The organism is Bacillus sp. LJBS17 (assembly GCF_019334685.1).
Taxonomy (GTDB): domain Bacteria; phylum Bacillota; class Bacilli; order Bacillales; family Bacillaceae; genus Bacillus; species Bacillus subtilis.
In genome coordinates this window covers 482007-496641 of sequence record NZ_CP079759.1, presented here as the reverse complement: position 1 = coordinate 496641, position 14635 = coordinate 482007, and the positions used below count along the sequence as shown (strand labels likewise).

The following is a 14635-nucleotide window of genomic DNA, read 5'->3' as shown; positions in this document are numbered from 1 at the left end:
TTTATTTTATATTAAAATGGCATTGAAAAGGAGATGTGACATATGAAAAAAATCACAACAAACGAACAATTTAATGAACTGATTCAATCTGATAAAGAAATCATTGTAAAGTTTTATGCTGATTGGTGCCCAGACTGCACACGCATGAATATGTTCATCGGCGATATTTTGGAAGAATACAACCAAAACGACTGGTATGAGCTGAATAAGGACGAGCTTCCTGACCTGGCTGAAAAATACCAAGTAATGGGCATTCCCAGCCTGCTTATTTTCAAGAACGGTGAAAAAACAGCTCACCTTCACAGCGCCAATGCCAAAACGCCTGAAGAAGTGACTGAATTTTTATCTGAACATATAAGCTAATTCGTTAAACAGCCTTATTTTATGTCGTCAGGCTCTACATGAACATGAACATGAGTGACATCGTGTTCATGTTTTATTTTGTCTTCTACTTCATCCGCCACTCCATGGCCTTCTTCTACTGTAAGCTTCGGATCAACCGTAATCACCATCTCGATATGAACTGTACTGCCTAAATACCTCGCTTTCACATCCTTTAGGCGATGCACATTTTCGATCCTGCCGACGGTCTGTTTGTAAGGCTCAAGATCTTTTAAATGGAAGCCGTCTGTTAAGGAATGTGAAGCGTCTTTAAAGATATCCCACGCAGTTTTGCAAATGATGATGCCGATGATAAAAGCCGTTACCGGATCAATCCACGGCAGCTTCAGCTGGGACGAAAAAACACCGATAAACGCGCCGGCACTTACAAAAGCGTCTGACCTGCTGTCCTTTGCCGCTGCCATCAGGGCAGAGCTTTTAATGGACGCTGCCAGCCTTTTGTTATATAAATAGATGCCATACATAAACACAGCACTGCCTAACGCCGTCCATGCCGCGATAAGATTTGGCGTTTCCGTTGTGCCGCCCGCAATCGCTTTTCCTCCGCCGATTAACACTTCAATGCCGACTGCCATCATAATAAAAGACGCAACAAGAGACGAAATTGTTTCAGCCCGATAATGGCCGTATGGATGATCGCTGTCAGCCGGTCTTTGAGAAATCCGCAATCCTATCAGCACTGCTACTGACGCAACAATATCTGTTCCATTATTTAACCCGTCTGCTCTCAGCGCTTCAGAATGATATAGAATCCCGATAACTAGCTTTACAACAGCAAGGATGACATATGCAAAAATATTGAGGAGCGCCCCTTTTTCTCCCTTTTTCAGATTTTCTGTCCGCTCCATTGAATACCAGCCTCCATTCTATTACATAGTATGGTTCAAAACATGAAAAATAGCAGGGTGCGTTCAATGAAGCGGAATATTTCGACAGCAAATTATTGCCCGGGAAACTTTTTGTCGATTTGTTGAATGTTTGTAAATTGGAGAAAGAATAGGACTCTTTTCATCTTTACAGGCTATTGCGGACATTGTATACTTAAGTTAATTGATAATGATTATCAATATCGTTTGATTGGAGGTTGGTGACACAATGACACCTCAGTCTGCAGAAATCAGAAAAAAACAGCTCATTCATCTGTTAATACAGAATGGTATATACAAAAAGTCAAAGCGTCATCTGTATGAATTGTCGCTGACGGAGTTAGAAAGTGAATACAAACATGTCAGGAGGGCGCCGGAGCATGCCGAAGCGTAAAGTGAAAACTTACCAACAGCTGATCCAGGAAAACAAAGAGGCGATTATGGGCAATCCAAAGCTGATGAACGTTATTTATGACAGGATCGACCGCAAGCATCAAAAAAATCTGCAAGAGCAAAACAATACATAAAAAGAGCCGGTAAGGCTCTTTTTTTATGACTCAAATGCTTCAGCTGCCAGCTTGTGTATCACGGCGTCATCCATCGGCGGGTTGTGAAGACCGGCGCGCACATCACGGTAATAGCGCTGAAGCGGGTTGGTTCGTCCCAGGCTTTTGGCCCCGACAATTCTCATCGCTTTATCAACAACAGACAGCGCAGCGTTTGTGACGATATGTTTCGCCGCACCGAGCTCGCTGGTCAAGTGTGGACGCCGCTCCGGATCGTCATACAATTGAGCGATATGGAAAAGAAAGTGTCTGGCATTGAGCAGTTCAAGCTCCATTTCGCCTGTTCTTTGCTGTACGGCCGGGACATTCTTGATCGGTCCATTCAAGCTGTTTGGAGAATACTCAGATGCAAATTGCACTGCATAGTCACGAGCAGCTTGAGCCACACCAAGATAAATCGCAGGAATGTGAAGCAGCCAGCCATTCGGCTTAGCTCCACGAGGCCCTTGAAGCAGTTCCACCAGCTTATTCTCATCAAGCATTACTTCGTTCAGTACAAGGTCATGGCTCCCAGTCGCCCGCATCGCCATCATATCCCACGTCTCTTCAATCGACAAGCCGGGATCATCTTTATGAATGAGAAACACGCCTGTTGTTTGTTTGTCTTCAATCCATGCGGTTACTAAAAAATAATCCAGAGCTTGTGACATCGTCGTAAAGGTTTTTCTCCCGTTCACTGCCCATTTGCCATCCTTTTTGACGGCGTGTGTACCCGGACGCCCTCCTCTTGTCGGGCTTCCGGTTTTCGCTTCAGTCGCCGCCCTGTTAATGACGGCTCCGTTTTGGACTTCCTTGGCAACAAATGCAAATACGTCTTCATCCCAGCTGTTGCCTTCTCCAAGCTCCCCGATCACGCTCAAATGCCAGCCGATGCTAAGAGCCGTCGAAGCATCTCCCCGTGCAAGCCGTTCTTGAAACAGGAGCATATCGTAAACAGAAATGCCCCCTCCGCCATGAGATGCCGGCAATGTTAATGCTGTATACCCAGCATCACGCAGTTTTTGTATTTTCTCTGCAGGAAAACGTCCCTGTTCGTCATCTTCAGCAGCTGTTTGCTGAAATTCATCCGCAATCCGTCCGATTTTCTCCATCCATTGCCGCTGTTGATCGTTTTGTATAAATAATGACATCCGGCAGCCCCCCAGTTTTAATTCCGATAAATTTAATATGTATTATAGATTCCCTGCCATTTTTCCGCAACTGTTAACCTTTTGCCCAGTATAGAAAAACACGCCGTTCCCCAAGGGAACAGCGCGATTACACAGGATTTGCATCCCGGTCTTGTTTCATGCCGAGATAAATCAGCATATATGTCAGGTAACCCATCGTCATCACCAGGCCGCCAAAGAAAAAGCTTGAGAAAATCGGCTCTTCAAAAGCGGTCACTGCGGCCAACACAATCCAGCTGGCATACAGATAGATGATAAAATAGCGGATGCCCGTCTTCATTTTATATATCATGTACAGTCCCACGAGAGAAAACAACCCAAGCGCGAGCCTGAAATAAACAAGATGTTCAAACTGAAACATGAATGACACAAATGAGAATCCAAGCAGCAATACGATCGGTAAAGCGGTAATAAAGTTCCTCAATCGAGACACCTCCGTCAGTACCTTTAGTATAAACCAAAATATCAAATGATATTGATTTACGTGAGCTTTTTCACAAAAATGTCATTCCTTGCCTTTAGACCCGAACATCCCGTTTACAGAAGCACCACCAGCCAACAACGATGAAGAATATGGCATGTATGATGAGAATTCCAATTGAAAACAATGGCGTCATGCCTGAAAACAACGCTGTCTCTCCGCTTCTGTATTGCGTAAAGTCAGTGTTCGCAAAAAGCAAAAAGCTGCCCCACTTGTTTTCAAACAACTTCATGAGCTGAACAAGTGTACTCGCTCCGTATAAAACGACAAAAGAAACAACAACTGCTACCGCGCTGTTGCGGAACAGCGAAGAACAAAGCAGCCCGAATAATCCCATCATTACGGCTTCAAGCCAGTTTGACCCGATCAGCGCCAAGGTGTTGACCAGCAATGTCTTTGATTCCGCAGTCACCGATGTGCCAAAAAACACAAGACCGAATAATAATGCCAGAATGTAGTATGCCAGATACAAATAGAAGCTGACCATCACGACTGTGATTAATTTTGACCAAAAGACCTTTTGGCGTTTAACCGGACGAATGAGCAAAAATTTGATCGTCTTTTTATCAAATTCCATCGAAACAATTGTTGCTGCAATTACGATCGTTAAAGCCTGCAGCAAAATGTTCAGGCTCGGTGTATACGATAAATAGCCGATGAAGTTTTCATCTGTTCCGGCACTGATGACAATCCGTTTAATGATCAAAGCCATGAAGAATTGAAAGACAGCCATCAGGATAAGGGAAACCAAAGTGACCTTCCGATTAAAAAGTTTCATATGTTCATTCCAAATTAATTTAGACAAGCTCTTCTCCCTCCTCTTGATGAGCGGTCGTCGCTTTTATAAATTCGTCTTCCAGTGATTGCGTGTAAGGCGTAATGGAAAATACATTCAGATCTTGTCCGACAAGTGATCGGTTCAGCTCCGGTATGTTTTCTTTTGCCACCTCAACTACAATCGTCCCGTCTTGGCTCTCAGCTTGATATTGATTGCCTGTCAGCCAATTGAGCGCTTTTTCTTGCGGCTGCACTTCTATAATCGCTTTTTCTGTGGTTTGATCAGTTCCTTGTAAGCTGACTTCCGCTTTGATCTCACCTTTTTGAATGATGATGACACGGTCGCACAAGTCTTCAACCTCGCGCAATAAATGAGTGGCAAACAGGACAGCTGTTCCTTCCATTTCTGCGAGTTCCTTAATATGATCGCGAAAATCCTTCATCCCCGCAGGATCGAGGCCGTTTGTCGGTTCATCTAGAATGAGAAGCTTCGGCCGGTGAAGAATTGCCTGGGCAATTCCCAGACGCTGGCGCATCCCAAGGGAATAGGTTTTCACCTTATCATGAATCGCTGACGTCAGCCCGACACGTTCCACCACTTCATTAAGCCGTTCATCCGCTATTTTTTTGTGCATATTCGCAAAGTGCTTGAGGTTTTCCCAGCCTGTCAGGTACGGATAGAACTCAGGGTTCTCAACAATCGCTCCAACCGCTTCCATCGCTTTTTCAAACTCTGTATCATGCTGGAATCCGCTGATTGTCACGCTTCCGCTGTTTTGTTTCAGCAGCCCGACGATAATACGGATGAGTGTTGTTTTTCCGGAACCATTTGGACCAAGCAGGCCGATGATTTCACCCTCCATGACGTCCATGCTGATCTGTTTTAAAATCTGTTTAGACCCAATCTTTTTATCGAGGCCTTCAATATGTAAAATCGGCTCAGCCATAAAGCCTTCCTCCTTTTTCGACAAAAAATAAACAGTGCCCAACATTAGGCACTGTTTGTATTATAGCATTTGTTGCTTCCAAATGTTTGGTTAAACCGATGATGAGCGTTTGCTCCGACTGTTTGTTCTTTTCAGGTTTTGTAATGATGACAGGCATTGTCACCTGTTGTGTTCACCACTGTGCGAAGCAATGCCAAGCTCCGATTCCGAGTCTTAATTCCATGCCCTGAACAGGCAGGCCGGCAGATCGAGGCGCACTCATTATTCGATTTTAAACTTTATCGCTATTCTCTCGGGGTCCTTTAGACCTATCTTCCTTGTTGGTGACATCCAGAATATCAAGGAGAAACACAAAGATCGGAATCCCGATAATTAAACCCCAAATGCCGAAAAAGTGTTCAGAGAAAATGAGTACTGTGAAGGTGAAAAAGATTGGCAGCTCTGTTTTCGCCGACATCAGCTTCGGATTTAAGAAATATGTTTCGATCGCATGAATGGCGAATATGACAAGGACAATGTAGAGCACATACATTCCACCGCCAGTGCTGTAGGCGATAATGCTGAGCGGAATCAGGGAAATGACGACGCCTGCTACAGGGATCAATCCAAGGAAGAACACCATAATCGAAAGCCCAAACAGCTGCGGAAAATGCATAATCCAAAGCGCGATAAACGTCAGAATACAGTTGACGAGCGCAATGATAAATTGAGCCTCGAGCACCTTGCCGAACGTTCTTGCAAATTTGCTTCCGAAAAAAGCAATTTCCTCATAAAAGACCCTCAGTTTGCTCGTTTTAAATTTCGCCATGAATTCAGAAAGCCGTTTTTTCTCAAATAAGAAAAACATGCTAAGAATGAGCGCCATCACAACCTGCAAGCCGAATGTGCTGATATCGGCCAGATACGTATACACTACATTGAAGCCCTCTTTGACATATGAACTGATGTTAATATCTCCGAAGACACTGGTGATCTCATCAAAGAAAGGGATGCTGTCAGGATGATACGCAATATGTTTAATCTGCTTTACCAGCTGCTGGATCTGCGCCGCAACGACCGGATAAAACACAAAGCCCCCAACTGTAAGCAGCACAGCCAGCAACATGTAAAGAAACGTAATGACAACCCGCTGGCTCACGCGGAAGAACTGGCTTACAAACTGCCGCATGACAAGCTCCAAACGATCCATTAGAAATGTGAAAATGAAGGTAAGCAATATTAAGTTGATCATGCTCTTAAATAGATATAACACACCAGTTAACACGACAAAGATGGAGAAACGCCTTACTCCCGGGTGCTGAAAAAATTTAACTAAAGCGGCCATTTATACACTCCTGTTAGGACAAACGTCCTTCATTCAATATAGTATCCATTTGTAAATTATATAACAAAAAAATGCTGAGGTCTCTGTCCTTACCTTAATAATTCTTAAACAATTAAAAAAACGGCCCCATGGATGGGCCGTTCTTTTTTCAGACTGCTGTTTTCATTTTTTTCATGCCTTCAACAGCCTCTACGCTTTTTGCTTCATCAAATTCATTTTCGCTTTTGGCAACAATGATCGTGGCGATTCCGTTTCCGATCAGGTTCACAATGGCTCTTCCTTCACTCATGAAACGGTCGACCCCGAGCAGGAGTGCAAGCCCCTCCAGCGGAATGACCTGCAGCGCTGACAGCGTTGAGGCAAGGACGATAAATCCGCTTCCCGTCACACCTGCCGCTCCCTTCGATGTCAGCATCAGAACGAGGATAATCGTAATTTGCTGGCCGATGCTGAGGTCTACTCCAAACACCTGTGCCAAAAAGACAGTCGCCATTGATAAATAGATGGATGTGCCGTCGAGGTTAAACGAATAGCCCGTCGGAATAACAAGCCCGACAACGGATTTGGAACAGCCGTAGCGCTCCATTTTATCCATCATACGCGGAAGCACCGATTCGGAAGAGCTTGTGCCAAGCACGATCAAAAGCTCATCCTTAATGAAGCGAAGGTAATTCCACAGGCTGAATCCGTAAAGCTTGCAGATGATATTTAAAGCAACAAATACGAACAGGAACATCGTAATATAAACAGACATCATTAAGCTTGCCAGCGGTTTGATGGAATCGAGCCCGAAGTGTCCGATTGTATACGCCATCGCCCCGAATGCCCCGATTGGCGCGGCACGCATAATGTAGCCGATAATTTTGAAAAAAACGTGAGAAACCTTGTCGAAGAAATCAATGACGCTTTTTCCTTTTTCGCCTAATGCCGCAAGACCCACTCCGAAAAGAATAGAAAAGAATAAGACCTGCAAAATGTCCCCTTTTGCGAAGGCATCAACCATGTTGGACGGAACAATGTGTGTAATAAATTCAATCCAGTCGATTCCCTGACCGCCATTTTGCGTGTATTGTGATACATCTCCTTTTTCAAGCTTGCTGTAATCAAGACCCGCACCCGGCTTCATAATATTGACGACAAATAAACCGATAATGAGTGCGAGGGTGGTGACAACCTCGAAATAGATAAACGCTTTTCCCCCTACTTTTCCAACCTTCTTCATATCGCCCATTTTTGCAATCCCGAGAACGATTGTGAAGAAAATGATTGGTGCGATCACCATTTTAACAGCGTTGATAAATGTATCGCCAAGCGGTTTCATTTCTTTGCCGACATTCGGCCAGACCAGCCCGACAATGACCCCGATGATGACCGCGGTTATGACCTGAACTGTTAAATTTTTAAACAGTTTCATATCTTCATCCCCCTGTCCTATTCGCCTTTTGTGTCTTTCTTACTAGAATGATAGCGTTTTCATACAGTCTGGGGAAGTTTATGATCATAACGGACATTTTGGTCTTTTTGGTCTCAGGTTTATCCTTTTAACACGTAGCGGTTGACCGGCCGGCCGACTCCGCCGTATTGAACGTCCAATTTGATGATCCCGGTTTTTTCTAAGTAATCAAGATATCGTCTGGCTGTCACTCTGGCGATGCCGAGCGCCTTGGCAACCTCTTCAGCAGAAAGGGATGCGGTTTGCTGTTTCAAAAAAGCAGTGACTTCATTCATCGTGAAGTGATTCAACCCTTTCGGCAGATCCTGTACGGCCTGCTGCGGAATATTCAGGATCGCATCGAGCTGTTCCTGGGACAGCGTATCATTCGCTTCGATTTTTTGTTTATATTGCTTGTACTTTTCGAGCGCCTGTCTCATTCGCTCAAGCTTAAACGGCTTTAAGATATAGTCAACCGCCCCGTTTTGCAGCATGAGTGAGATCGTTTTCTTGTCTTTTGCAGCGGAGACGACAATGACATCCACTTCAAGCTTTTGCTTTCTGATCTCCTGCAAGGTCTTGATGCCGTCTTTTTTCGGCATGTACACATCGAGAATGACGAGATCCGGCTGTTCTTCTTTAATCAGCTTCATGCCTTCCTCTCCGTTTCCTGCCGTTGCACAGACAGTAACGCCTTTAACAGTTGTAATGAAATCCTTATTGACCTCTTGAACCATCGGATCGTCTTCAATGAGCAGAACCTTCCATTCTTTACGAGCCATGCTGTGCTTCCTCCCCCTTCATTGGAAAAACGATAGAAAAAGATGTCCCCTGCCCCGCATGTGAATCAACTTCTATCGTGCCCGATCCTTTGTCTATGATTTGTTTCACTAAATACAGGCCATAGCCTGTGCCGCCAGTTTTATTGACCGTAAAACCTTTGTCATAAAGGCGAGGCATATGTGTCGGTTCAATTCCGCAGCCGTTATCTTCTATTAAAATAGCAAGGATATCATCTGTTTGTTCGATACTAATGTCAATTCGTTTGTCTTCAGATTGAACGGTTTCAAATGAGCCGAAGGCATTTTCAATCAGATTCCCCAAAAGCACGACAATATCATGCTGATCAACATGCTCGGGAAATTGCTGAAGACTGCTGTTTTCATCTATATGAACAGCAATGCCGAGCTCTCTTCCCCTTCTGATTTTACTTAATAGAAGGCCTGCCGCAGCGTCATTTTGAATCGAGCGGTGCAGAAATTCAGTCACATTTTCCTGCTCAGTTGACGCCTGGAATGCAAGCTGCAAGGCTTTTTCAGATTTCCCCAGCTGGATGAGACCGGCGATCGTGTGCAGCTTATTCATATGCTCATGGTTTTGGACACGGAGCGCCTCCACAAAGTTTCTGACACCAGTCAATTCCTCTGCCATCTTGGCCGCTTCCGTTCTGTCCTGAAAAATCGCAACGGCGCCGATCACTTTTTTCTTCATGACGATCGGAATTCTGCTGCTCATGATGACTTTTCCGCTGACACGAATTTCTTCATTATAAACCGCTTTGTTCCGCTCCACGATTTCGGGCAGGCGCGAATCCTTGAGAACCTCCCAAATCACCTTGCCGATCAGATCCCCCTGCACTTCAAAGATCTGTTTCGCTTTTTCATTGAAAATCGTAATAATGAGACGATTGTCAATGGCGATCACCCCTTCATTCATCGAGTGAAACGTCGCTGTCCGTTCTTCATACATTCGGACAATCTCATGGGGTTCAAGCTGAAACATTTGTTTTTTGATATGGCGGGCTAGCAAAAAGGAACCAGCAAGGCCAAAGCCGAGTGTCAGCACAACGATAAAGACGATATCACGCTTTAAATGAAGCAGGATGTCAGCGATCCCCGGCAGCGTTTTTCCGACAAGCACCACGCCTATTTGGTTCAGGTCTTGATCCTTAACCGGATAAAAAGCGCGAACCGCCGTGCCGATCTCGCCCTTTGCTTCAGAGAAATAAATGTGCTCCGCAAACGCTGCCTCCTCGTCTGCACCTTCTGATTTCTTGCCAATGCTTGTGCTGACAGGATGCGTATATCGGATGTGATTCATATCCATGACGACAATATAGTCTGCTTCATTAATCATCCTGATTTCTTCAACCGCATGGCGAACAGCTTCTGTTTGTTTTTTTCGCGCCAAGGCTTCTTTCACTTCTGTCATCTCTGACACCGTCCGGGCCGTATTCATCAGCCGCTTTTTCAGCTCCCGCTCCTCTGTATGCTGAATGTTGCCGATGAGCACAATGCCGCCGATCAAAAAGGAGAAAATGACGAGTATATAGGATAAGATCGTGATTTTCCAACGGATTGAGAGCTTCTTTTTGTTCATCAGCTTCTCCTTTCAGGTCTTTACGAATGTCATTGCCCCCATTATCCTTAACATAGGGGAGGGCTTTTCATGAAGAGTTTGCTTGCATGTCTCGCACTGATGATCGCTGGAATTGCAACCGCTTTATTTATCGGATTCCATGATCATACCGGCAATAAAAAGATTGTTTATGATGACGACCAGGAAGGCCTGCAGGATCAAATCGTGTTTAAATTCAGCCACGTGGTTGCTGAAAATACGCCAAAAGGGCTGGCCGCCAATAAATTCGCTGATCTGGTGAACGAAAAATCAGGCGGGAAAATAAAAATAGAAGTATTTCCGAATGGAAGCCTGTACTCGGACATTGAAGAAATTGAAGCATTGCAAAACGGCGATGTTCAATTTATCGCCCCCTCCACATCGAAGCTCGGCATGCTCTCGCCTGAATGGGGAGTGCTTGATCTGCCGTATGCATTTACAGATTACAACGCCGTCAAAAAAGGGCTGAACGGAAGCATCGGCACACAGCTGTTTGATTCTCTAAAGAAAAACCAATTAAAAGGACTGGCCTATTGGACGAACGGCTTTAAGCAAATCACAACAAATCAAGGGCCGGTCAAAACACCGGATGATTTAAAAGGGCAGGATCTGCGCATTATGCAAAGCGATGTGATTGAGGATCAGTTCAAGCTGCTTGGCGCAACACCTCATCAGGAATCCTTCAATTCTACCTTTCAGCTGTTAGAAAACAATGTAGTCGATGGCGAAGAAAATACAATTTCAAACATCTATTCTAAAAAATTTTATAATGTTCAGGACTATTTGACAATAAGCAGCCACGGTTACCTCGGCTACGCTGTCATGACTGATGAACACTTCTGGAAGGCGCAAACACCAGAAACAAGACGCATTTTGACTGAAGCGATGAAGGAGACGACGGAGTGGAATGAAACGTATGCCGAACAAATGAACAAGGAGCAGCTGGAAGAAATCAAAAAGATTTCTGCTATACATATTTATGAGCTGTCAGATAAAGAGAAACAAGAATGGATGAAGCGTCTTGACCCTGTTTACCGGCAGTATGAGCCCATCTTTGGCCGGGAGCTGATCCGGGAACTGTTGGAGCTGCGAAAAGATTCATAGTTCCCATCTCGATACGCTGTTTTTCGTTTATCTTTCTATCGATCGGAAATATAAAAAGAGATAAACGAAAAAGGAGATGGGTACATGTTTAAGCACACAAAAATGCTGCAGCATCCTGCTAAACCAGATCGTCCAGATCCATTATTCGCTAAAAAAATGCAAGAAATTTTAGGCGGGCAATTCGGAGAAATTTCAGTTGCCATGCAGTACTTATTTCAAGGCTGGAACACAAGAGGAAATGAAAAATACAAGGACTTGCTGATGGATACGGCAACTGAGGAGCTCGGGCATGTTGAAATGATCGCAACGATGATTGCCAGACTTCTTGAGGATGCCCCTCTTGATCAGCAGGAAAAAGCTGCTGAAGATCCGGTCATCGGCTCCATCCTAGGCGGCATGAACCCTCACCATGCGATTGTATCAGGACTTGGCGCCATGCCGGAAAGCAGTACAGGCGTACCTTGGAGCGGCGGTTATATCGTAGCAAGCGGAAACCTGCTGGCAGACTTCCGCGCCAACCTGAATGCGGAATCTCAGGGCCGTCTGCAGGTCGCACGCCTGTTTGAAATGACGGATGACAAAGGCGTCAAAGATATGCTCAGCTTCCTGCTGGCGCGTGACACGATGCACCAAAATCAATGGCTTGCCGCCATTAAAGAATTAGAAGCACAGGAAGGTCCGGTTGTGCCGGGTACATTCCCGAAAGCGCTCGAAAAACAAGAGTTCTCACATCAGCTTATCAATTTCTCTGAAGGCGAAGAAAGCGCCGAGCAAAACTGGCTGAATGAAAAAGCGCCGGACGGAGAAGCCTTTGAATATGTGAAAGAAGCAAAAACGTTTGGAGAAAAACCGGAGTTAAAACCAGCACCGCCTTTTGTTCATAATACACTTCCGGGACGCGAGTAAAGAGACAAGCCCAAAACATGATGTTTTGGGCTTTGATTATGCCTTCAGAACCGTCCAGTCTGGTTCGTACCGGATATCGGGGTTATGTAACAGATCGTGAACGAACGGTTTATCCTCTTCGTACACCGTCACCTCTATCGAAAGAATTACAGCCTTCTGATCGTTTTCCTCGTATATGCTGTCATGTTCGTTCTCCATAAAATGATCATAGGCTTCTCTGTTTTCCCATACACTGATGATTTCTGCGGTGAGCGGCTCGTCTATCGTTTTTCGCCAGCCGCCGGCCTGTTTGATAAAGCCGCTTATATGCGATAACGCTTCCCACTGTGACTGCGCTTTTGCAAATGCTTCAGCGTTTGCAGCATCTACTTCACATATCATCTTTTTGATTAGCATGGCTGCTCCTCTATGATGACGGTTTCGGCTTGTTTATGCTCCACACAGAGATTTACCGTTCTGACGTAAGAGCGTGTGCGGTGAACCGTGCCTTTAGGGATCAGCAGGCTGTCATTTGCTTTGAGCACCGCGGTTTCTTTGTCCTTAAAATCGATCAGCAGCTCCCCTTCAAGAACAATAAACAATTCGTCTGAGTCAGGGTGATGGTGCCAGTCATATTCTCCCGTAAACACCGCAAGGCGCACGCAGTGGTCGTTGACCTCTGAGATTGAAAAATTGGCGTGCTTTTCTTTGACTTCATTTGCGATGGCGAGCAAGTTTTGCATCTTGGACATTAGCGAAAACCCCTTTTTCACTTATTGTATCTCAATAGCGGCATAAATTGAGAAGATTCCAAAAAAAAGCGATCCAGCTGATGTGCCGGATCGCTTTTTTATTTACAGGTTGTCTGCCTTTATGCTTTTGATTAGTCGTTGTTGCGGGCGTTTCCGCCTTTTGAGCCAATTTCTTGGTAGAATTCTTTATCATGATTTTTGCTTGTTGCCTCTCCGCCTTTTCGGCCGATTTCTTGATAGAATTCTTTGTCATGGTTTTCGCTAGTGGCTTCTCCGCCTTTTTCACCGATTTCTTGATAGAACTCTTTGTCATGATTTTCGCTTGTGGCTTCTCCGCCTTTTTCACCGATTTCTTGATAGAATTCTTTGTCATGATTTTTGCTTGTGGCTTCTCCGCCTTTTTTCCCAATCTCTTGATAGAATTCTTTGTCATGGTTCTTGCTTGTTGTTTCTCCGCCTTTTCTACCTGCTTCTTCTCTGCTCATTTTGTTATCGTCTGCCATTTTGAATTCCTCCTTTAATTGGTGTTGGTTGTTGTATTCCCGCTATCAATTCTTTTAAACAAACAAAACACATTGGGTGTGTTTCCACTAAAAAAAGCAGGCGGATCGCGGTGTCCGTCTGCTTTCTGCTATTCCATCTCTCGTTCTGTTTCTTTCAGTCGTTCAAGAATGCGCCTCTTTTTGTACAGCATCATGCCTGTCTCGGTAATGTCGTTTAATGTTGAGCGATTGGCAGCGGCGCCAAAAACCATTCCGGCAACCGGCACCATCTGGAAAAGTTTTTTCCAGCCAAACGTGTCTCGATAGCCTAAAACAACTTCTCGCCAGCCTTGGATTTGAGAAGCGACATTCTTATATGTACGGTCTTGATCGTAGTGTTTTAATTCTTGCAAAATCGATCTTTTGCCGACAACATCAGCCGACGTCAGCTGCAGACATTTCACAATGAAGACGCGTTCTTTTTTCTCCTTTGGGTCATAGCCGTATGCGACTGCGATATCCTGTAATGTTTTTAGTGATAAGCCAAGCACTGCCGGAATGTCTGCCGCCAGCGTAAACACGCCGCCCACACCGGTTGTCGCGCCTTGAACGGTTGCTGCGTTGGTTCTGTTTTTGCCCATTCCTTCCGCAATTTCATCCATGACAGGAAGAGGAGCTTTCCGGATGTCCTCCAGCGATTCAAAGATCTCCCCCGGCAGTTTCTTTTGAAACATCCTGATAATCTGTTTTTCAGATGTCAGGTACTGTCCGCCTGTTTGAACAAAGCTGCCGACCTCATCCAAGAGCTTGCCGATCTTTTTCTGGATGAATTCTGGTGTCAGCTTGTCCAGCAGTTGAAACGGGAGACGGCTGAGCTTTTCCCAAAACCAGACTTTTTGCTGATCTTTTTCCCATTTCTCTATCTCTTTTAATTGCTGATGTAAGTCTTCTTTTCGTTCTGTTGGCACCCAACCCGCACTTCCCTTCCGTTTTTTCTACTATATAGTATACCTTCATTTTTTCGGATGCGTTTTTATTTTTCACCTGCGGG

At 44.9% G+C, this 14635-nt stretch carries 18 protein-coding genes; 5 read left to right on the top strand and 13 right to left on the bottom strand.

All coding sequences use genetic code 11. The annotated features are described in order from the left end of the window. Nucleotides 1-42 precede the first annotated feature (42 nt). Nucleotides 43-363 (top strand): thioredoxin family protein, encoded by a 321-nt coding sequence (locus KXZ66_RS02515; RefSeq protein ID WP_003234326.1) that lies wholly within the window; start codon nucleotides 43-45, stop codon nucleotides 361-363. A gap of 14 nt (nucleotides 364-377) precedes the next feature. Here KXZ66_RS02515 and KXZ66_RS02510 read toward each other — a convergent pair whose 3' ends face one another. Beyond that, nucleotides 378-1250, bottom strand: a complete 873-nt coding sequence (locus tag KXZ66_RS02510) for a cation diffusion facilitator family transporter (protein ID WP_014475869.1) — start codon at nucleotides 1248-1250, stop codon at nucleotides 378-380. 247 nt (nucleotides 1251-1497) lie between these two features. On the opposite strand from KXZ66_RS02510, the gene KXZ66_RS02505 reads away from it, so the two are divergent. After that, nucleotides 1498-1662: a Fur-regulated basic protein FbpA gene (locus KXZ66_RS02505; protein ID WP_003225157.1), complete on the top strand. Its 165-nt coding sequence runs from the start codon at nucleotides 1498-1500 to the stop codon at nucleotides 1660-1662. Further along, nucleotides 1616-1795, top strand: coding sequence for a Fur-regulated basic protein FbpB (fbpB, locus tag KXZ66_RS02500; RefSeq protein WP_010886410.1), 180 nt, complete (start codon nucleotides 1616-1618; stop codon nucleotides 1793-1795). The genes KXZ66_RS02505 and fbpB overlap by 47 nt, the downstream gene beginning before the upstream one ends. Before the next feature lie 23 nt (nucleotides 1796-1818). Here the strand turns inward: fbpB and KXZ66_RS02495 are convergent, their stop codons facing one another. From KXZ66_RS02495 to dctS, 8 genes are all read right to left on the bottom strand, one after another. Beyond that, nucleotides 1819-2964: an acyl-CoA dehydrogenase family protein gene (locus tag KXZ66_RS02495; RefSeq protein WP_032722925.1), complete on the bottom strand. Its 1146-nt coding sequence runs from the start codon at nucleotides 2962-2964 to the stop codon at nucleotides 1819-1821. Nucleotides 2965-3091: 127 nt separating this feature from the next. After that, nucleotides 3092-3427: a hypothetical protein gene (locus KXZ66_RS02490; RefSeq protein WP_003225151.1), complete on the bottom strand. Its 336-nt coding sequence runs from the start codon at nucleotides 3425-3427 to the stop codon at nucleotides 3092-3094. 94 nt (nucleotides 3428-3521) lie between these two features. Beyond that, nucleotides 3522-4289, bottom strand: a complete 768-nt coding sequence (locus KXZ66_RS02485) for a DUF2705 family protein (protein ID WP_015715273.1) — start codon at nucleotides 4287-4289, stop codon at nucleotides 3522-3524. Then, nucleotides 4282-5208, bottom strand: a complete 927-nt coding sequence (locus KXZ66_RS02480) for an ABC transporter ATP-binding protein (protein WP_124073401.1) — start codon at nucleotides 5206-5208, stop codon at nucleotides 4282-4284. The genes KXZ66_RS02485 and KXZ66_RS02480 overlap by 8 nt, the downstream gene beginning before the upstream one ends. A 271-nt stretch (nucleotides 5209-5479) precedes the next feature. Then, nucleotides 5480-6532, bottom strand: a complete 1053-nt coding sequence (locus KXZ66_RS02475) for an AI-2E family transporter (RefSeq protein ID WP_124073402.1) — start codon at nucleotides 6530-6532, stop codon at nucleotides 5480-5482. A gap of 148 nt (nucleotides 6533-6680) precedes the next feature. After that, the gene (dctP, locus tag KXZ66_RS02470) at nucleotides 6681-7946 is read right to left on the bottom strand and encodes a C4-dicarboxylate transporter DctP (protein ID WP_064671969.1); all 1266 of its coding nucleotides are present in this window, start codon (nucleotides 7944-7946) and stop codon (nucleotides 6681-6683) included. A 119-nt stretch (nucleotides 7947-8065) separates the two neighbouring features. Then, a complete protein-coding gene (gene dctR, locus KXZ66_RS02465; protein ID WP_064671968.1) occupies nucleotides 8066-8746 on the bottom strand; it encodes a two-component system response regulator DctR in 681 nt (226 codons plus the stop codon). Then, complete coding sequence (gene dctS, locus KXZ66_RS02460) at nucleotides 8736-10343, bottom strand: two-component system sensor histidine kinase DctS (RefSeq protein WP_151870424.1); 1608 nt, start codon at nucleotides 10341-10343, stop codon at nucleotides 8736-8738. The genes dctR and dctS overlap by 11 nt, the downstream gene beginning before the upstream one ends. Nucleotides 10344-10412: 69 nt before the next feature. Between dctS and dctB the strand changes: the two genes are divergently transcribed. Continuing rightward, a complete protein-coding gene (dctB, locus tag KXZ66_RS02455; protein WP_151870425.1) occupies nucleotides 10413-11465 on the top strand; it encodes a C4-dicarboxylate TRAP transporter substrate-binding protein DctB in 1053 nt (350 codons plus the stop codon). An 84-nt stretch (nucleotides 11466-11549) separates the two neighbouring features. Beyond that, complete coding sequence (locus KXZ66_RS02450) at nucleotides 11550-12371, top strand: manganese catalase (protein ID WP_015715268.1); 822 nt, start codon at nucleotides 11550-11552, stop codon at nucleotides 12369-12371. Between the two features lie 36 nt (nucleotides 12372-12407). Here KXZ66_RS02450 and KXZ66_RS02445 read toward each other — a convergent pair whose 3' ends face one another. The 4 genes from KXZ66_RS02445 to KXZ66_RS02430 form a co-directional block, all read right to left on the bottom strand. Further along, entirely contained in the window at nucleotides 12408-12767 is a 360-nt protein-coding gene (locus KXZ66_RS02445) for a YdbC family protein (protein WP_029317320.1), read from the bottom strand. After that, nucleotides 12761-13102, bottom strand: a complete 342-nt coding sequence (locus KXZ66_RS02440) for a cupin domain-containing protein (protein ID WP_003246564.1) — start codon at nucleotides 13100-13102, stop codon at nucleotides 12761-12763. The genes KXZ66_RS02445 and KXZ66_RS02440 overlap by 7 nt, the downstream gene beginning before the upstream one ends. 131 nt (nucleotides 13103-13233) lie before the next feature. Beyond that, complete coding sequence (gene gsiB, locus KXZ66_RS02435; protein ID WP_003234357.1) at nucleotides 13234-13605, bottom strand: glucose starvation-inducible protein GsiB; 372 nt, start codon at nucleotides 13603-13605, stop codon at nucleotides 13234-13236. Nucleotides 13606-13733: 128 nt separating this feature from the next. Beyond that, entirely contained in the window at nucleotides 13734-14552 is an 819-nt protein-coding gene (locus KXZ66_RS02430) for an EcsC family protein (protein ID WP_015715265.1), read from the bottom strand. Nucleotides 14553-14635 lie beyond the last annotated feature (83 nt).